The following is a 17,062-nucleotide window of genomic DNA, read 5'->3' as shown; positions in this document are numbered from 1 at the left end:
TTTTCATCCTACCCCCAATGAGCGACCTCGACTCCATTACTATCGCCAGCCTGCCCGTCTTGGGCGAAACGGCGCACCAGACCTATCCTAGCGCAACCTTGTACGTCGTGGCGACCCCGATTGGCAATGTGGCGGATATTAGCCTGCGCGCGCTGCACGTATTGAGCTTGGTCAATGCTGTGGCATGCGAGGACACGCGAAATACCGCCACCTTGATGAATCGCTTCGGCCTGCACAAGCCATTGATTGCCGCGCATCAGCACAACGAACGCGAGGCGGCCGAGACCTTGATTGCCCGTCTGCAGGCCGGCGAGCGCATCGCCCTGGTGTCGGATGCCGGCACGCCGGCCGTGTCCGATCCGGGTGCGCGCATCGTCGACGCAGTGCGGGCGGCCGGCTTGAGGGTGCTGCCGCTGCCGGGCGCATCGGCGGCGGTGACGGCCTTGTCGGCCAGCGGGCTGGTGAACGACCAGTTCTACTTCGTCGGCTTTTTGCCGGCCAAGGCCAAGCAGCGCGAGAATTTCCTCGGCACGCTGCGCGCGGTTACCGCGACCCTGGTGTTCTACGAAGCGCCGCACCGGATACTGGATTGCGCCGCTGCGCTGGCGGCCGCCTTCGAGCCGACCCGCCAAGTGGTGTTCGCGCGCGAGCTGACCAAGATGTTTGAAGAAATCCACCGTTGCCCGCTGTCCGAGGCCGAGGCGTGGATCAAGGCCGATGCGCATCGGGAAAAAGGCGAATTCGTGGTGCTGCTGGAAGGCGCCGCGCCGGCCGATGATGAAAATGATGTCGAGATCGATCGCCTGCTGCAGATTCTGCTGGCTGAGCTGCCTGTTAAACAGGCAGCCGGGCTGGCCGCGCAAATCAGCGGCCGCAAGAAAAACGCGCTGTACGACCGCGCGCTGGTGCTAAAGGACAGCGCTTAAAACTTGCAGCCGTGGTCTTTTTTGTCGAGCAGCCAGATCAGCGGCGATAGCAGGCCGGCGCCGGTGTTCTTGCAATCGGGCCGCTTGGCGGCGTCGATCTTCTTCGCCAGTTCGCCGGCGGCCGGCTCCGCGTAGAGCGGATGGGCTTCCAGCTGGGCCGCCAGGGTGCCGGCCTTGGCGGGATCTTTTTCCTTCGCCACCTTGCGCGCGGTTTTCAGCGCTTCGTTCATGTCGAATTGTTTGGGCTGCTGGTCTGGGTACAGCGGATCGGGCGCGGGCGTCGCCGGCGTCTGGGCCGGTGCTTGCGCCGCGACGGCCGGCTGCTCCAATGCCGGGGACGTGCTGATCGCTGCCGAGCGCGTGGCTGCTGGCGCTGGTGCGCGGTGCTGACGCGGCGCCGGCCTGTCGGGCGGCGGTGGCGGTGGCTCCACCTTGGTGATCGCCACTGGCGGCTTGGGTGGCTGCAGCCAGACCGTCATCACCTTGGCGCGCGCCGACGGTGCGGGCGCATCGGCCGGCAGCCGGTAGGCAAACAGCAGCAGTGCATGCAGCGCCAGCGACACGGCGATACCGGCCGCGACACCCGGTCGTGGGCGCCGGTCGGGCGTATCGAATGAAAAATTGGCACTCATGATTTTTAAATACTAGCATCGAAATAGCGGAGGCACTTGACGGTCTTCCTGCCAGACTGTATTATCTTGCTTCTTCGGAGTGTAGCGCAGCCCGGTAGCGCACCTGGTTTGGGACCAGGGGGTCCAAGGTTCGAATCCTTGTACTCCGACCAAAATTTAAAAACCCTGTTTGATGGCAACGTCAAACAGGGTTTTTTCCATTTCACTCCCGATTTTGGCCCCTTCGTCGCAAGCGCCGTCCGCGCGCGTTGCCGACGTTAGAATGGCTGCATGAAAACCATCCCGCTCCGCCTCAGGCCAGCCCCCATCGAGCACGATCCGGTGCTGGTGCGGCGCTACCGCCGGCAGTCGCTGCTGCGGCTGTGGGCCGGCATCCTGGTCGTCAACGCCGTCGTTGTGCCGCCGCTGCTGCTGCTGATCCTGTCCGCGCTGCCGCCGCACGTGCGTCCGGCAACCTGGGCATGGGGACCGGCGTCCACTTTGTTCATGATGGTGCTCATTCCCGTCGGTGTGACCAGCTCCCTGGTGCAGCAGCATCTGAGCGAGCTGTCCGAGGCCGGCAAGCAGCTGACGGCCGAGATGTTCAGTTCGCGTCCGAGCAGGACGCTGATTTCTCCGCTTGACCCGCTGACCACCTACAACGTCTGCACGGAAACCTTGTCCGGGCTTGCGGTCGGCATGGCGCTGGGCTACGGCGGGCCGGCGGTGTTCCGCTACTCGCCATTTGAAGGCAAGATCCTGATCGGCCCCCGGCGGCCGGTGTGGCTGACGCAATGCACCGAGGTGGTGGTGACCGGCGATGCCGGCAAACCTGTGGAAGTGCGCATCCGCCGCCGCTTCGGCTACGACTTCTTCACCGTGCAGCGCGGCGGCGCCCTGTCGGCCGTGGAAACCGTGGCGGCGCAACTGCGCGCGCAGTTCGAACAGCGCGAACGCACGCTGCGCGCCATCGAGCGCGAGAAGGAACTGGAACGGGCGGCGCTGAACGCCAAGCTCTCGGCCCTGCAGGCGCAGGTCGAGCCGCACTTTTTATTCAACACCCTTGCCAACCTCAAATACCTGATCCGCACCGACGTCGACACGGCGCAGCACATGCTCGATCACCTGGTCGGTTATCTGCAGAACGCGCTGCCCGACATGCGCTCGGTGTCATCGACGCTGGAGCGCGAGCTGGCGCTGGCGCGCAGCTACCTGTCGATCATGCAGATCCGCATGGGCCAGCGCCTGCGCTTCCACATCACGGCGCACGATGATGTGCTAACGCTGCCCTTCCCGCCGGCGATGCTGATCTCGCTGGTGGAAAACGCCATCAAGCATGGGCTGGAGCGCGCCAGCCGACCGGGCGAAATCACCATCACGGCGGTGCTGCACAGCGACGCGCTGCGGGTGCGGGTATGCGATGATGGCGCAGGCCTGACGGAGCAGATGGGGCAAGGCTTCGGCCTCTCCAACATCCACGAGCGGCTGCAACTGCTGTATGGCGAACACGCATCGCTATCGGTAACGGCCGGAGAGCACGGCGGCGTGGTCGCCACGCTGGCCATCGACAAGGAACAAGCATGCCGACAGCATTAATCGTCGAAGACGAACCGCTGCTGATGGCGGAACTGCGCGACCAGCTGCAAGCCCTGTGGCCGGAGCTGGAACTGGTGGGCCACGCGGAAAACGGCGTGGAAGCGGTATCGATGCTGGAAGCGCTGCGGCCGGACGTGGTTTTCCTCGACATCCAGATCCCAGGCCTGAGCGGCATGGAAGCGGCACGGCACGTGGGCGAGGCCACGCAGATCGTGTTTGTCACCGCCTACGCCGAACATGCGGTGCAGGCGTTTGAAGCGGGCGCGGTGGACTACATCGTCAAGCCGGTAACGGCGGCGCGGCTGCTGCAAACGGTCAAGCGCCTGAAGACGCGCAGCGCGGCGCCGGTGCCGGAAGGCGTATGGCGGCAGCTGGCGCCGGCGCCGGTGCAGCACCTGAAATGGATCAAGGCATCGGCCGGCAACACGGTGCGGCTGGTGATGGTGCGCGACGTGCAGTACTTCCAGTCGGACGGCAAATACACGCGCGTGGTCGCGCACGATGGCGAAGCGCTGATACGGCTGCCGCTCAAGACGCTGATCGAGCAGCTGGACCCGGCGCAGTTCACGCAAATCCACCGCGGCGCCATCGTCAACCTGGAAGCGGTGGACCGCATCGACCGCGACGGCACGGCGATGGAGATCCACCTCAAAGGCCGCCCCGAAAAACTCACCGTCAGCGAAGCCTACACGCGCCAGTTCCGGCAGATGTAAATCAAGCTGTACATTCGGGGTCAGTTCCGACATTCGGACACGGGCACAGCCGTAACAGGCGTTACGGCTGTGCCCGTGTCCGAATGTCGGAACTGACCCCGAATCTCAGGCGGCGCGTTTGGCGGCGATGGCGTTGCCGGCGCGGCTGGCGCCTTTGCGGTTGAGGAATTGCGAGATGAACTGGCCCGCATCGACCACGATATCGAGGTCGATGCCGGTGTCTATACCCAGGCCTTGCATCATGTACAGCACGTCCTCGGTGGCGACGTTGCCGGTCGCACCCTTGGCGTACGGGCAGCCGCCCAGGCCCGATACCGACGAGTGGTAGATCGCGATCCCCAGCTCCAGGCTGGCGTAGATGTTGGCCAGCGCCTGGCCATACGTGTCGTGGAAGTGGCCGGACAGGCCGTCCACGCGGAACTCGCTGATCGCGCGCTCCATCACCGCCTGCGTCTTGCGCGGCGTGGCCACGCCGATGGTGTCGGCGATGTCGATTTCGTCGCAGCCCAGGTCGCGCATGCGGCCCACCACGTCGGCCACCGCGTCCAGCGGCACTTCGCCCTGGTACGGGCAACCGAAGGCGCAGCTGATGCTGCCGCGCAGGCGGATGCCCTGCTCTTTCGCCGCTTTTGCCACGCCTTCAAAACGCGCGATCGATTCGGCGATCGAGCAGTTGATGTTTTTTTGCGAGAACGCTTCCGAGGCCGAACCGAAGATCACCACTTCGTTCGCCCGCGCGGCCATCGCCGCTTCAAAGCCCACCATGTTCGGCGTCAGCGCGGAGTAGATCACGCCCGGCTTGCGCGTGATGGCCGCCATCACCTCGGCGCTGGTGGCCATTTGCGGCACCCACTTCGGCGACACGAAGGCGGCCGCTTCGATGTTCTGGAAGCCGGCGCCGGTCAGGCGGTTCACCAGCTCGATCTTGATTTCGGCCGGGACGTTTTCCTTTTCGTTCTGCAGGCCGTCGCGCGGGCCGACTTCGACGATTTTGACTTGCTTCGGTAAGCTGCTCATTTCAGTATCCTAAAGTGCGGTCGACCACGCCGGCGACTTGCGCGCCCGCTTCGGTCTTGCGGATGTTGGAGGCGATCTGCTGCACGCTCTCGCGGCGCAAGGTCAGCGCGGAGATGTGCGGCGTGATGGTGATGCGCGGCTCCTGCCAGAACGGATGCTGCGCCGGCAGCGGCTCGTTGCGGAACACGTCCAGCGTGGCGGCGGCGATGTGGCCGGACTTGATCAGCGCCACCAGGTCCGGCTCCGCGATGTGCGCGCCGCGCGCCACGTTGATCATGTATGAACCTTCCGGCAGCTTGCACATGTTCTTGCGGTCCATGATGTTGCTGGTGTCCGTCGTCAGCGGCAGCATGCAGACCAGCACGCGGCTGCCGCGCAGGAAGGTGTCCAGGCCATCGGCGCCGCTGAAGCACTGCACGCCCGGCAGGGTTTTCTCGGTGCGGCTCCAGCCGCGCAGCGGGAAGCCGAACGGCGCCAGCGCTTCCAGCACGCGCGTTCCCAGCACGCCCATGCCCAGCACGCCGATGGCGAAATCTTCCTTGTGATGCTGCGGCAGCGGCGCCCACGTGCCGGCGCGCGCCTGCGTCTCGTATTCGTCGAAACGGCGGAAGTAGCGCAGCACCGAGTGCGTGACGTATTCCGCCATCTGGATCGCCATGCCGGCGTCTTCGAGGCGGATGATGGGAATGTGGGGCGGCAGCGCGTCGCCGAACTTGAGCAGCGCGTCGACGCCGGCGCCGGTGACGAAGATGGCCTTGACGCTGGCCAGCTCCGGCAGCATGGCTTCCGGCGGCGACCACACGACGGCGTAGTCGCACGCCTGGCATTTTTCACCGGCGTGCCAGATTTCGATCTCGGCCTCCGGCAGGTATTTGCCGAAGTCCTTGATCCACGGTTCGGTCTTGCCGTCGGCGCGGTGTAGCAATATGCGCATGGTGATGCTCCTTACGCCGTCTTGAACGCCAGCAGCGGTGCGCCGTCCGCCACTTGGTCGCCCACGCTGTAGAGGATGTCGTCGATCACGCCATCGTGCGGGGCGGCGATGGTGTGCTCCATCTTCATCGCTTCCATGATGACCAGCGGTTCGCCCTTCTTCACTTCCTGGCCTTTGCTGGCGAGGACGGCGACGACCTTGCCCGGCATCGGCGCGGTGAGGCGGCCGCCTTCGGTTTCGGTTTCGCCGGCATGGGCCATCGGGTCGTTCCAGGTGAACTGGTAGTGCGCGCCGTTGCTGAAGACGTGGAAGACGTCGCCGTCGCGCAGCACGGTGCCGTGCGCGGCTTGTTCGCCCAGCTTGATGCTGTAGCTGTCGCCGGCCTGCGTCGCCACGCTCAGCGCTTGCGGCGCATCGCCGCCGGCGCTGAACAGCCAGTCTTCGGCGCGATAGGTTACGTAGGTGTCGTAGGCCGTGTGCTCGTCGGCGAAGGACAGCTTGCGGGCGTAAGCGTGGTTCATGCGCCAGCCGGTCGCCAGGCCCCATGGATCGGCGGCGTTGGCGGCGGATTGCGCTGCGGCGCGCTGCTGCTCGTGCGTCACCAATGCGGCGGCGGCGAGTGCCAGCGCGCTGGCCGGTGCGGCTTGCGTGGCAGGGAACAGCGTGTCGTGATTGCGTTCGATCAGGCCCGTGTCCAGATCGGCGGTGGAGAAGGCCTGGCCTTCGACCAGGCGTTTCAGGAAGGCGATGTTGCTGGCGAGGCCGACGATCTGGTATTGCGACAGCGCTTGCGCCATGCGGGCCAACGCCTGCTTGCGGTCCGCGCCCCAGACGATCAGTTTCGCGATCATCGGATCGTAGAACGGCGAGATGGCATCGCCTTCGCGCACGCCGGAGTCGATGCGCACGCCGGCCGGCATGGCGCCGGCAGCGCCACCCAGCTCAAACGTGACGGCGCCCGGCGTGCCGAGATGGCGTAGCGTGCCGATCGACGGCAGGAAGCCCTTCTCCGGATTCTCCGCGTAGATGCGCGCTTCGATCGAGTGGCCGTTGATGGCCAGCTCGTGCTGCTGCTTGGGCAGCGCTTCGCCGGCGGCCACGCGCAGCTGCCATTCCACCAGGTCGGTCCCGGTGATCATTTCGGTGACTGGATGCTCAACCTGCAGGCGGGTGTTCATCTCCATGAAGTAGAAGCTGCCGTCCTGGTTGGCGATGAACTCCACCGTACCGGCGCCGACGTAGCCGACCGCGCGCGCGGCGGCAACGGCGGCGTCACCCATGGCCTTGCGGCGCTCTTCGCTCATGTTCGGCGCCGGCGCTTCTTCCAGCACTTTCTGGTGACGGCGCTGCACCGAGCAATCGCGCTCGAACAGATAGATGCAATTGCCGAGCGTATCGGCAAACACCTGAATTTCAATGTGGCGCGGACGCTGGAGGTATTTCTCCGCCAGCACCTTATCATCGCCGAAAGAACTGATCGCCTCGCGCTTGCACGACGCCAGCGCATCCTTGAACTGCGCCGAGTTCTCGATCACGCGCATGCCCTTGCCGCCGCCGCCGGCCGATGCCTTCAGCAGCACCGGATAGCCGATGTTGTCGGCTTGCGCATGCAGGAAGTCCGCATCCTGCCGTTCGCCGTGATAGCCCGGCACCAGCGGCACGTTGGCCTTTTCCATCAGCTGCTTGGCGGCCGATTTGGAACCCATGGCGCGCATGGCCGATGCCGGCGGGCCAATGAATACCAGGCCCGCTTCGGCGCAGGCGTCGGCAAATTCGGCGTTCTCGGACAGGAAGCCGTAGCCGGGGTGGATGGCTTGCGCGCCGGTGGCCTTGGCCACGGCGATGATCTTGTCGCCGCGCAGATAGCTTTCCTTGGCGGCGGCGGGGCCGATCAGCACCGCTTCGTCGCATACGGCGACGTGCTTGGCGTTGGCGTCGGCCTCGGAGTATACGGCCACGGTCTTGATGCCCATGCGGCGCGCGGTAGCGGCCACACGGCAAGCGATTTCACCACGGTTGGCGATCAGAATTTTTGTAAACATCGTCTCTCTCTTTGCAGCTTATTTTGTAAATTCGCTGGAAGTTTTTTTATGGTGATGCCGTCGTGCGAACTGCGATCAGCAGCCGCACTTTTCCTTTGGTGCGGAATCCAGTACGGCGCCGCGCGTTTTCAAGCCCAGTTTTTCCAGCAGCGCGCGGTCGTCGTTCGCTTCCGGATTGTCGGTGGTCAGCAGCTTGTCGCCGTAGAAGATCGAATTGGCGCCGGCCATGAAGCACATCGCTTGCACCGCTTCGCCCAGCTCGCGGCGGCCCGCCGACAAACGCACGCGCGCCTTCGGCATGGTGATGCGCGCCACGGCGATGGTGCGCACGAACTCCAGCGGGTCCAGGCGATCCTGGCCATACAGCGGCGTGCCTTCCACCTGCACCAGGTGGTTGATCGGCACCGATTCCGGATACGGATTCAGGTTCGCCAGCTGCGCGATCAGGCCGGCGCGCTGTTCGCGCGATTCGCCCATGCCGACGATGCCGCCGCAGCAAACCTTCAGCCCCGCTTCACGCACGTGGCCCAGCGTGTCCAGGCGGTCCTGGTATTCGCGGGTCGAAATCACGTTGTCGTAGAACTCCGGCGCGGTGTCCAGATTGTGGTTGTAGTAATCGAGGCCTGCGTCCTTCAGGCGCTGCGCCTGGTGCTCTTCCAGCATGCCCAGGGTGGCGCAGGTTTCCAGGCCCAGGGCTTTCACCGAGCGCACCATTTCTTCAACCTTGTCCATGTCGCGGTCTTTCGGGCTACGCCAGGCGGCGCCCATGCAGAAGCGCGTGGCGCCGTTGTCCTTGGCCTGCTGGGCCGCATCCAGCACGGTGTCGATATCCAGGATCTTCTTGGCTTCGACGCCGGTGTCGTAGCGTGCGGCCTGCGGGCAGTAGCCGCAATCCTCTTCGCAGCCGCCGGTCTTGATCGACAACAGTGTCGCCAGTTCCACGTCGCCATCCGGGAAGTTGGCGCGCTGGGTTTCGTGCGCTTTGAACATCAGGTCATTGAACGGCAGGTCGAACAATGCCAGCACTTCTTCGCGTGGCCAGGTAGCCGCAGGCGGCAGGGTGATGGCAGCCGTTGGACGGTGCAGGGAAACGACCTTTGGTTCTTGCAGGGTGCTCTCGGACATCTTGATTCCTTCTTCGTTCAAATTGCGTTTGGCAGCGGCCAGTTGGGCAGCTGCGTAAAATCGATATAGTCGGCGGCCGCTTCGGCGGTCGGTTCTTCAAGGCGCGGCACGCGGCCCAGGTAGGGCGCGGGGATGCGCTGTTCAAGCGCGATCACGTTTTCGTCGGCGAAGGCCATGTCGGCCTGCGTCTCGTTAGCCACCCAGCCGGCCAGTTTCAGGCCGCGCGCCAGGATGGCTTCCACTGTCAGCAGCGCGTGGCTGATGCAGCCCAGCCGCAGGCCCACCACCAGCACCACCGGCAGCGCCAGTTGTTCCGCCAGGTCGGCGGTGTCGAATTCGTCGTTCAGCGGCACGATAAAGCCGCCCACGCCCTCCACCACCACCGCATCCGATGCGGCATTGATCTCCACATAGGCCGCCAGGATAGGCACCGGCGAAATGGTGATGCCTTCCAGCTCGGCGGCGATGTGCGGCGCGGCCGGTTCCTTGAACAGGAACGGCGTGGTGATCGACTGCGGCAGATGGACATTGCCGGCGGCGGCCAGCTGGTCGCAGTCTTCGTTGTGCCACTGGCCGTCGCGCAGTTCGGCGCCGGCGGCCACCGGTTTCATGCCGCAGGCGCGCACGCCGCTTTGCACCAGCGCATGCAGCATGGCCGACGAGATCAGCGTCTTGCCGATTTCGGTGTCGGTGCCGGTGACGAAGCAGCTGAAGCGCGGCGGCATGCCGCTGGCCGCCGCAGCGGGCTGCGTTTGTGGAGCGACTGCTAAAACGGGATCGTCCAGACTCATTTCAGGTCCCTTTCCAAGGCATTGAGCGCGCCTATCAATTTTGCGACTTCCATGCTGCTATGTCCCGCCGACAGCGTGACGCGCAAGCGCGCGGTTCCCGGCGCCACGGTGGGCGGGCGGATGGCGCCGACCCACAGGCCCTGCTGGTAGAGGGCGGCGCCGGCGCGCATGGTTTCGGCATTATCGCCTATCACGACAGGCTGGATCGCAGTCGTCGAGGGCAGGCGCTGCCAGCGCTCCAGGCGCAGGCCATCGTCCAATTGTGCCACCAATGTCTGCAAGTGTGCGCGCCGTGTGACGCCTTCATCGCCTTCCAGCAGATCGAGGCTGGTCAGCAGGGCGTGCGCCAGCGCAGGCGGCGCGGCGGTGGTGAAGATGTAGGGGCGAGCTTTCTGGATCAGCGTTTCGATCACCGCTTCATGCGCGGCGACGAACGCGCCGGCCACGCCGGCCGCCTTGCCGAGGGTGCCCATGTAGACCAGATACGGCGAGCGCAGGTTGAAGTGCTCCAGCGCGCCGTGACCCTTTGCGCCCAGCGTGCCGAAGCCGTGGGCGTCGTCCACCACCAGCCAGGCGTTGTGCTGTTCGCACAGGGCCAGAAGCTGCGGCAGCGGCGCCAGGTTGCCGTCCATGCTGAAGACGCTGTCGGTGACGACGATCTTGGTGGCGGCCTGGCTGGCGGCCAGCAGCTTGGCCAGCGCTTCCAGGTCGGCGTGCGGGTAGACGTGCGCTTTCACGCGCGCCAGGCGCACGCCGTCGATCAGCGAGGCGTGGTTCAGCTCTTCCGAGAAGATCTCCGCGTCCTTGTCGCCGGCGGCCAGGCCGGTCACCACGGCCAGGTTGGCCATGTAGCCTGTACTGAAGCTGATGGCGCGCGGCGCTTCCAGGTGGGCGCCGACGAATTCCGCCAGGCGTTCCTCCAGCATGGCGTGTGCGCGCACATGGCCGCTGATCAGGTGCGAGGCGCCGCTGCCGACGCCGTAGATCGCCGCGCCTTCCTGCAGCGCGAGCTTGATCTTGCGGTGGTTGGCCAGACCCAGATAGTCGTTGCTGCAGAAGGCCAGCAATTCGCGGCCTTCCACGCTGACGCGCGGGCCGCAGGGCGAATCGACCGTGCGGCGCTTGCGGATCAGTTGTTTGTCGTCCAGCGTTTGCAGTTGCTGCTGGAGTTTTTTGATCAGGTCCATCGTCAGCCCGCCATCACTTTGTCAAACACGGCCAGCGTGTTGGCGGCCAGGCCGTCGATTTCTTCGTCGCTGAGGATGTACGGCGGCATCATGTAGACGGTGCTGCCGATGGGGCGCATCAGCAGTTCATGCTCGGTGGCGGTGGCGAAGAAGCGGCGCGAGAAATCTTTTGGCGCGTCGACGGCGTCGAAGGCCCAGATCATGCCGCGCTGGCGGAAGTTGCATACCTGCTGGTGCTGCGCCAGCGGTTGCAGCGCCTTGGTCAGGCGTTCGGCTTTCACGCGATTGGCGTTCAGCACATCGTCTTCTTCGAAGATCTGCAGCGTCGCCAGGGCGGCGCGGCAGGCCAGCGGATTGCCGGTGTACGAGTGCGAGTGCAGGAAGCCGCGCGTCACATCGTTGCTGTAGAAGGCCTGGTAGATTTCATCGCGCGTCATCACCAGCGACAGCGGCAGGTAGCCGCCGCTGATGCCCTTGGACAGGCACAGGAAGTCCGGCCATACGGCGGCTTGTTCGCAGGCGAAGAAGGTGCCGGTGCGGCCGCAGCCGACGGCGATTTCGTCGAGGATCAGGTGTACCTTGTGCTGGTCGCACAGGGCGCGCACCAGTTGCAGGTAGAGCGGATCGTGCATCGCCATGCCGGTGGCGCATTGCACCAGAGGCTCGATGATGATGGCGGCGATCTTGTCGGCGCGTTCCACGAACAGGCGCTCGACATCGGCGGCGGCGCGGCGGGCCACGTCCTGCGCGGTTTCGCCTTCGGCGGCCTGGCGCGCGTCCGGCGACATCACGGTTTGCGAAGCGCGCAGCAGCGGGCCGTAGGCGTCCTTGAACAGCGCGACATCGGTGACGGCCAGCGCGCCGATGGTCTCGCCGTGGTAGCTGCCCTTGAGGCAGACGAATTCCTGTTTGTCCGCGTGGCCGTTGTTGCGCCACGAGTGGAAGCTCATCTTGAGCGCGATTTCAACGGCTGAAGCGCCGTCGCTGGCGTAGAAGCTGTGGCCCAGCACATGGCCGGTGAGCGCCGACAGTTTTTCGGACAGTTCAATCACCGGCTCGTGCGTGAAGCCGGCGAGCATGGCGTGTTCCAGCGTATCCAGCTGGTCTTTCAATGCGGCGTTGATGCGCGGGTTGGCGTGGCCGAACAGGTTCACCCACCACGAGCTGATGGCGTCGAGGTAGCGGCGGCCTTCATGGTCGTACAGCCACGCGCCCTTGCCCCGGCTGACCGGGATCAAAGGTACGGTTTCATGATGCTGCATCTGGGTGCACGGATGCCATACGCTGCGCAAGCTGCGTGCTACCCAGTCGCTTTGTTTGTTCAATTCCAAAACTGCTCCATTAATTCAACCAGGCGGGCTTGCGCTTCTCCAGAAACGATGCCACGCCTTCGCGCCCCTGATCGGAAGCGCGGATTTGCGCGATGCGCTCGGCGGTATCGGCCAGCAGCGCATCGTTGACGGTTTGCCCGACCACTTCGCGCACCAGCACCTTGGCTTGCTGCACGGCGTTCGGGCTGTTGTTGATCAGCGCCTTGACGATCTCCGCCACCTTGGCGTCAAGCGCCTCGGCGGAAACCACTTCGTGCGCGAAGCCGATGCGCAGCGCTTCCTGCGCGCCGAAACGTTCGGCCGTCAGGAAGTAGCGGCGCGCGGCGTTCTCGCCCATGGCCTTGATCACATACGGCGAAATGGTGGCCGGGATCAAACCCAGCTTCACTTCGCTCAAACAGAAATTGGCCTCTTCGACCGCGACGATGATGTCGCACGCGGCCACCAGGCCCATGCCGCCGGCGTAGCAATCGCCCTGCACCTTGGCCACCACGGGCTTGGGACACAGGTAGATCGTGCGCAGCATCTCCGCCAGTTGCAGAGCGTCGGCATGGTTTTCGGCGTGCGTGTAGCCCGCCATTTTTTTCATCCAGTTCAAATCTGCGCCGGCGCAGAAGGCCGGGCCGTTCGCCGCCAGCACGATGGCGCGCAGGCCGGCATCTTCGCCGAGTTCACTGAAGGCTTGCTTAATTTCGGCAATGGTCGTTTCGTTGAAGGCGTTGCGCACGTCCGGACGGTTCAGCGTCACGGTGGCGGTGCGGCCTTCGCGTTCGATGGTGAGGGTGGTGTAGGTCAAGGTGGAGGTCATCATTGCTCCTTACATGCGGAAGACGCCGAACTTGGTGTCTTCGATTTCCGCATTCAGCGCGGCGGACAGGCCCAGGCCCAGTACCATGCGCGTATCGGCCGGATCGATCACGCCGTCATCCCACAGGCGCGCGGTGGCGTAATACGGGTGGCCCTGATGCTCGTACTGCTCCTTGATCGGCTGCTTGAACGCGGCTTCCTCTTCGGCCGACCACGAACCGCCCTTGCCTTCGATGCCGTCGCGCTTCACGGTGGCCAGCACCGACGCCGCCTGGTCGCCGCCCATCACCGAGATGCGGGCGTTGGGCCACATCCACATGAAGCGTGGCGAGAAGGCGCGGCCGCACATGCCGTAGTTGCCGGCGCCGAAGCTGCCGCCGATGATGACGGTGAACTTCGGCACGGCGGCGGTGGCGACCGCCGTCACCATCTTGGCGCCGTTGCGGGCGATGCCTTCGTTTTCGTACTTGCGGCCGACCATGAAGCCGGTGATATTTTGCAGGAACACCAGCGGGATCTTGCGCTGTGCGCACAGCTCGATGAAGTGCGTGCCTTTCAGCGCGGACTCGGAGAACAGGATGCCGTTGTTGGCGATGATGCCGACTTTCATGCCGAAGATGTGGGCGAAGCCGCACACCAGCGTGGTGCCGTAGCGCGCCTTGAATTCATCGAACTCGCTGCCATCGACGATGCGGGCGATCACCTCGCGCACATCGAAGGGCTTGCGGGTATCGACCGGAATCACGCCATACAGCTCCTTGGCCGGATGCCGCGGCTCCACGGCTTCGCGCAAGGCGCCCTGCTGCGGCTTGGTGCGGTTCAGATTCGAGACGATGGTGCGCGCCAGCGACAGCGCGTGCAGGTCGTTCTGCGCCAGATGGTCGACCACGCCGGACAAGCGCGTATGCACATCGCCGCCGCCCAGGTCTTCCGCCGTCACCACCTCGCCGGTGGCGGCCTTCACCAGCGGCGGGCCGCCGAGGAAAATGGTGCCTTGTTCCTTGACGATGATGGACTCGTCGCTCATGGCCGGCACGTAGGCGCCGCCGGCGGTGCAGGAACCCATCACCACGGCGATCTGCGGAATGCCCTTGGCCGACAGGTTGGCCTGGTTATAGAAGATGCGGCCGAAGTGGTCGCGGTCCGGGAACACGTCGTCCTGGTTCGGCAGGTTGGCCCCGCCGGAATCGACCAGGTAGACGCAGGGCAGGTTGTTCTGGTCGGCGATTTCCTGCGCGCGCAGGTGTTTTTTGACCGTCATCGGATAATAGGTGCCGCCCTTGACGGTGGCGTCGTTACAAACGATCACGCACTCCTGGCCGGCCACGCGGCCGATGCCCGTGATGATGCCGGCGGCCGGTGCGGCGTCGTCGTACATGCCGTAGGCGGCCATTTGCGACAATTCCAGGAAAGGCGTGCCGGGATCGAGCAGCATCTGCACGCGGTCGCGCGGCAGCAATTTGCCGCGCGCCACGTGCTTGGCGGACGCCGCCTCGCCGCCGCCGAGGGCGATCTTGGCGATCTTGTCGCGCAAATCATCGACGACGGCCTGCATGGCGGCGGCGTTGGCCTTGAAGTCCTCGCTACGAGGGTTGAGCTTGCTTTCGATCTGCGGCATTGCTTTTCCTTTTCTAGTTCGGGGTCAGTTCCGACATTCGGACACGAGCTCAGCTACAGCGTAGCTGAGCTCGTGTCCGAATGTCGGAACTGACCCCGAAGTGTCATCATTATTCTGGAAAACTACCGTCAACGTAAAACCAGCGCAGGCCTCCTTCTGCTGGTTCGCGTACAAAGTTGCTGATCTCGTGCAGACGCTGGGCCCGGCCATTGATCTTGAACCGGGCGACAAACTCCACCGTATCCGTGGTGAGATCGGCATGGTCATCAGCTGCTTCTGCTTTACGTTGACGTAAACGTAAAGCAGATTTTACCTCAAGTCCCAGCCATTGCACCTTTTCCTCTTCGCTCATGATGGGCTCGGTTGGACGGGTGCTGGCGTGCCAGGTGGCCAGCAGGTAGGGCTCGTTGCGCTGGCCGTAGGCGGTGTAACGCGAGCGCATCAGGGCTTCGGCGGTGGGCGGGATGGCCGCGCCGTCGATGTAGGGGCCGCAACATGTGGCAAGCGAGGGGCCGCCGCAGGGGCAGCCGGCGGGCGCGGTGGACTTCTTGGACATGGTTGAAAACAGTCTGGGCTGGTGGTGCGAACCCCGCATTATCCGCCAAATAAGCGCCGCTCGCCGAGCTCGCGTTATGCTATATGTATAAATATTGTTTGTGCACACCTCGCTATGCGTACACCGTTTAACGCATCGCTATTACACTAGAGGCGTGAGGAGAATTGAATGAGCCAGACCAGTTTTGAATTCAAGGCGGACGCCAACGACAGTTCGCCGTTGTACATGCAAATTGCCCGCAAATTAAGCGACGATGTGCTGAATGGCCGTTACCAGGTCGATCAGGCGCTGCCGTCCGAGCGGACCTTGTCGGAGCTGTTGAACGTTTCGCGGGTCACCGCGCGCAAGGCAATCGACCAGTTGGTGGACCAGGGACTGGTGGTGCGCCGTCGCGGATCGGGCAATTATATTGCGCCCCGCATCGAGCAGCCGCTGTCCAACCTCACCAGTTTTTCGGAGCAATTGCAGCAGCGCGGCCACATTCCCGGTTCGCGCTGGCTCAAGCGCGCGGTGGTGACGCCGACGCCGGAGGAGCAGCTGAGCCTGGGACTGTCGCCGTATTCCAAGGTGGCGCGGCTGGAGCGCCTGCGCCTGGCCGATGATGTGGTGATGGCCTATGAAGTGTCGGTGCTGCCGCAGACGGTGCTGAACGATCCGAATGCGGTCGGCAATTCGCTGTACCAGTATCTCGACAGCATCGGCAAATCGCCGGCACGCGCGCTGCAACACATTCGCGCCATGAACGCCTCGGCCGACCTGGCCCAGCAGCTGGGTGTGCCGGAGGGCCAGGCGCTGCTGTACATCACCCGGATCGCCTATCTGGAATCGGGCGAGGCGATGGAACTGACCCATTCCTACTGCCACAGCGACCACTACGACTTCGTGGCCGAAATGCGCCGCGCCACCTGATCCATGCTCAAGACCGAGACGCCGAGCACGCAACATACGGAACTGGACCTCTACCCAGTGGAGGACCTGGTCGCCGCCCTGGTCGACGACCAGGCGCAGGCCGTGCAAGCCGTGAAGGCGGCCTCGGCCAGCATCAGCGCGGCGGTGCAGGCGATGGCGCCGCGCATCGCGGCCGGCGGGCGGCTGATCTATGTCGGCGCCGGCACCTCGGGACGGCTGGGCATCCTCGACAGCGTTGAGCTGTATCCGACCTTCTCCTGGCCGCACCAGCGGGCCGTGGCCTTGCTGGCCGGCGGCCTGGGCGCGATGTTCGAAGCGGTCGAAGGCGCGGAGGACGACCGCAACAAGGGCGCCGCCGACCTGCGGCTGCTCTATCCCACCTACAACGATGTCGTGCTGCTGGTGGCCGCGTCCGGCACCACGCCGTATGTGCTGGGGGCGATGCAGGCGGCGCGCACAGTGGGATCGTTGACGGTGAGCATCGCCAACAACGCCGCCACACCGCTGCTGGCCGGCGCGGACGTCGGCATCTGCCTCGACACCGGCCCGGAAGTCATCTCCGGCAGCACGCGCCTGAAGGCCGGCACGGCGCAGAAAATCGTGCTGAACACGTTGTCGAGCGCCGTCATGGTCAGGTTGAACAAAGTCTACGGCAACCTGATGGTCGACCTGCAGGCGACCAACGTCAAGCTGACCGAACGCACCATCCGCCTCACCATGCACGCCACCGGCGCCGACGCCGATACCGCGCGCGCCGCGCTGGAGCAATGCCAATACCAGGTCAAAGTCGCCATCGTCATGCTGCTCAAGCAACAAACGGTAGAGAACGCCCAAGCCCTGCTTGAACGCACGAAGGGCAACGTCCGCGACGCGTTGAAATAGACAATAGCTATGAGCTA

The 17,062-nt window shown here is 64.6% G+C and carries 16 protein-coding genes and 1 tRNA gene; 6 read left to right on the top strand and 11 right to left on the bottom strand.

Annotated elements, in window-relative coordinates; translation table 11 throughout:
- Positions 1 to 17 precede the first annotated feature (17 nt).
- Complete coding sequence (gene rsmI, locus ACXZ1M_RS13050; protein WP_459054010.1) at positions 18 to 926, top strand: 16S rRNA (cytidine(1402)-2'-O)-methyltransferase; 909 nt, start codon at positions 18 to 20, stop codon at positions 924 to 926.
- Here the strand turns inward: rsmI and ACXZ1M_RS13045 are convergent.
- Positions 923 to 1,558: a hypothetical protein gene (locus tag ACXZ1M_RS13045; RefSeq protein WP_459053567.1), complete on the bottom strand. Its 636-nt coding sequence runs from the start codon at positions 1,556 to 1,558 to the stop codon at positions 923 to 925. The two genes, rsmI and ACXZ1M_RS13045, sit on opposite strands and share 4 nt — an antisense overlap.
- Positions 1,559 to 1,633: 75 nt before the next feature.
- Between ACXZ1M_RS13045 and ACXZ1M_RS13040 the strand changes: the two genes are divergently transcribed.
- From ACXZ1M_RS13040 to ACXZ1M_RS13030, 3 genes are all read left to right on the top strand, one after another.
- Positions 1,634 to 1,710, top strand: a tRNA-Pro gene (locus tag ACXZ1M_RS13040).
- 118 nt (positions 1,711 to 1,828) lie between these two features.
- Positions 1,829 to 3,133 (top strand): sensor histidine kinase, encoded by a 1,305-nt coding sequence (locus ACXZ1M_RS13035; RefSeq protein WP_459053566.1) that lies wholly within the window; start codon positions 1,829 to 1,831, stop codon positions 3,131 to 3,133.
- Positions 3,118 to 3,846, top strand: a complete 729-nt coding sequence (locus ACXZ1M_RS13030; protein ID WP_459053565.1) for a LytR/AlgR family response regulator transcription factor — start codon at positions 3,118 to 3,120, stop codon at positions 3,844 to 3,846. The genes ACXZ1M_RS13035 and ACXZ1M_RS13030 overlap by 16 nt, the downstream gene beginning before the upstream one ends.
- A gap of 105 nt (positions 3,847 to 3,951) precedes the next feature.
- Here ACXZ1M_RS13030 and ACXZ1M_RS13025 read toward each other — a convergent pair whose 3' ends face one another.
- The 10 genes from ACXZ1M_RS13025 to ACXZ1M_RS12980 form a co-directional block, all read right to left on the bottom strand.
- Entirely contained in the window at positions 3,952 to 4,863 is a 912-nt protein-coding gene (locus ACXZ1M_RS13025; protein ID WP_459053564.1) for a hydroxymethylglutaryl-CoA lyase, read from the bottom strand.
- Position 4,864: 1 nt separating this feature from the next.
- Positions 4,865 to 5,797: a 2-hydroxyacid dehydrogenase gene (locus tag ACXZ1M_RS13020; protein WP_459053563.1), complete on the bottom strand. Its 933-nt coding sequence runs from the start codon at positions 5,795 to 5,797 to the stop codon at positions 4,865 to 4,867.
- Between the two features lie 11 nt (positions 5,798 to 5,808).
- The gene (locus ACXZ1M_RS13015) at positions 5,809 to 7,839 is read right to left on the bottom strand and encodes an acetyl/propionyl/methylcrotonyl-CoA carboxylase subunit alpha (protein WP_459053562.1); all 2,031 of its coding nucleotides are present in this window, start codon (positions 7,837 to 7,839) and stop codon (positions 5,809 to 5,811) included.
- 75 nt (positions 7,840 to 7,914) lie between these two features.
- Positions 7,915 to 8,964 carry a biotin synthase BioB gene (bioB, locus tag ACXZ1M_RS13010; RefSeq protein ID WP_459053561.1) on the bottom strand — a complete coding sequence of 350 codons (1,050 nt, stop codon included), beginning with the start codon at positions 8,962 to 8,964 and terminating at the stop codon, positions 7,915 to 7,917.
- 17 nt (positions 8,965 to 8,981) lie between these two features.
- A complete protein-coding gene (bioD, locus tag ACXZ1M_RS13005; RefSeq protein WP_459053560.1) occupies positions 8,982 to 9,755 on the bottom strand; it encodes a dethiobiotin synthase in 774 nt (257 codons plus the stop codon).
- A complete protein-coding gene (gene bioF / locus ACXZ1M_RS13000) occupies positions 9,752 to 10,942 on the bottom strand; it encodes an 8-amino-7-oxononanoate synthase (RefSeq protein WP_459053559.1) in 1,191 nt (396 codons plus the stop codon). Before bioF ends, bioD begins: the two co-directional genes overlap by 4 nt.
- 2 nt (positions 10,943 to 10,944) lie before the next feature.
- Positions 10,945 to 12,273, bottom strand: a complete 1,329-nt coding sequence (gene bioA / locus ACXZ1M_RS12995) for an adenosylmethionine--8-amino-7-oxononanoate transaminase (RefSeq protein WP_459053558.1) — start codon at positions 12,271 to 12,273, stop codon at positions 10,945 to 10,947.
- 10 nt (positions 12,274 to 12,283) lie between these two features.
- Positions 12,284 to 13,081: an enoyl-CoA hydratase/isomerase family protein gene (locus tag ACXZ1M_RS12990; RefSeq protein ID WP_459054009.1), complete on the bottom strand. Its 798-nt coding sequence runs from the start codon at positions 13,079 to 13,081 to the stop codon at positions 12,284 to 12,286.
- A 9-nt stretch (positions 13,082 to 13,090) separates the two neighbouring features.
- Positions 13,091 to 14,698, bottom strand: coding sequence for a carboxyl transferase domain-containing protein (locus ACXZ1M_RS12985; RefSeq protein ID WP_459053557.1), 1,608 nt, complete (start codon positions 14,696 to 14,698; stop codon positions 13,091 to 13,093).
- A 109-nt stretch (positions 14,699 to 14,807) separates the two neighbouring features.
- Positions 14,808 to 15,254: a YchJ family protein gene (locus tag ACXZ1M_RS12980; protein WP_459053556.1), complete on the bottom strand. Its 447-nt coding sequence runs from the start codon at positions 15,252 to 15,254 to the stop codon at positions 14,808 to 14,810.
- Between the two features lie 168 nt (positions 15,255 to 15,422).
- Here ACXZ1M_RS12980 and ACXZ1M_RS12975 point away from each other — a divergent pair, with 168 nt between their 5' ends.
- Complete coding sequence (locus ACXZ1M_RS12975; RefSeq protein WP_459053555.1) at positions 15,423 to 16,163, top strand: GntR family transcriptional regulator; 741 nt, start codon at positions 15,423 to 15,425, stop codon at positions 16,161 to 16,163.
- A 3-nt stretch (positions 16,164 to 16,166) separates the two neighbouring features.
- Positions 16,167 to 17,045, top strand: coding sequence for an N-acetylmuramic acid 6-phosphate etherase (murQ, locus tag ACXZ1M_RS12970; protein ID WP_459053554.1), 879 nt, complete (start codon positions 16,167 to 16,169; stop codon positions 17,043 to 17,045).
- Positions 17,046 to 17,062: the final 17 nt, after the last annotated feature.

This window comes from Duganella paludis, from assembly GCF_054461335.1.
The sequence above is the reverse complement of the archived record's forward strand: the minus strand, read 5'-3'. Positions and strand labels throughout refer to the sequence as shown.

What these genes read in the sequence shown, in the direction of transcription:
- murQ (WP_459053554.1), top strand. Translation starts at nt 16,167, where the DNA reads ATGCTCAAGACCGAGACGCCGAGCACGCAACATACGGAACTGGACCTC.
- ACXZ1M_RS13030 (WP_459053565.1), top strand. Translation starts at nt 3,118, where the DNA reads ATGCCGACAGCATTAATCGTCGAAGACGAACCGCTGCTGATGGCGGAA.
- ACXZ1M_RS12980 (WP_459053556.1), bottom strand. Translation starts at nt 15,254, where the DNA reads ATGTCCAAGAAGTCCACCGCGCCCGCCGGCTGCCCCTGCGGCGGCCCC.
- bioF (WP_459053559.1), bottom strand. Translation starts at nt 10,942, where the DNA reads ATGGACCTGATCAAAAAACTCCAGCAGCAACTGCAAACGCTGGACGAC.
- ACXZ1M_RS12985 (WP_459053557.1), bottom strand. Translation starts at nt 14,698, where the DNA reads ATGCCGCAGATCGAAAGCAAGCTCAACCCTCGTAGCGAGGACTTCAAG.
- rsmI (WP_459054010.1), top strand. Translation starts at nt 18, where the DNA reads ATGAGCGACCTCGACTCCATTACTATCGCCAGCCTGCCCGTCTTGGGC.
- ACXZ1M_RS12975 (WP_459053555.1), top strand. Translation starts at nt 15,423, where the DNA reads ATGAGCCAGACCAGTTTTGAATTCAAGGCGGACGCCAACGACAGTTCG.
- ACXZ1M_RS13045 (WP_459053567.1), bottom strand. Translation starts at nt 1,558, where the DNA reads ATGAGTGCCAATTTTTCATTCGATACGCCCGACCGGCGCCCACGACCG.
- bioB (WP_459053561.1), bottom strand. Translation starts at nt 8,964, where the DNA reads ATGTCCGAGAGCACCCTGCAAGAACCAAAGGTCGTTTCCCTGCACCGT.
- ACXZ1M_RS13025 (WP_459053564.1), bottom strand. Translation starts at nt 4,863, where the DNA reads ATGAGCAGCTTACCGAAGCAAGTCAAAATCGTCGAAGTCGGCCCGCGC.
- bioD (WP_459053560.1), bottom strand. Translation starts at nt 9,755, where the DNA reads ATGAGTCTGGACGATCCCGTTTTAGCAGTCGCTCCACAAACGCAGCCC.
- ACXZ1M_RS13035 (WP_459053566.1), top strand. Translation starts at nt 1,829, where the DNA reads ATGAAAACCATCCCGCTCCGCCTCAGGCCAGCCCCCATCGAGCACGAT.
- ACXZ1M_RS13020 (WP_459053563.1), bottom strand. Translation starts at nt 5,797, where the DNA reads ATGCGCATATTGCTACACCGCGCCGACGGCAAGACCGAACCGTGGATC.
- ACXZ1M_RS12990 (WP_459054009.1), bottom strand. Translation starts at nt 13,081, where the DNA reads ATGACCTCCACCTTGACCTACACCACCCTCACCATCGAACGCGAAGGC.
- ACXZ1M_RS13015 (WP_459053562.1), bottom strand. Translation starts at nt 7,839, where the DNA reads ATGTTTACAAAAATTCTGATCGCCAACCGTGGTGAAATCGCTTGCCGT.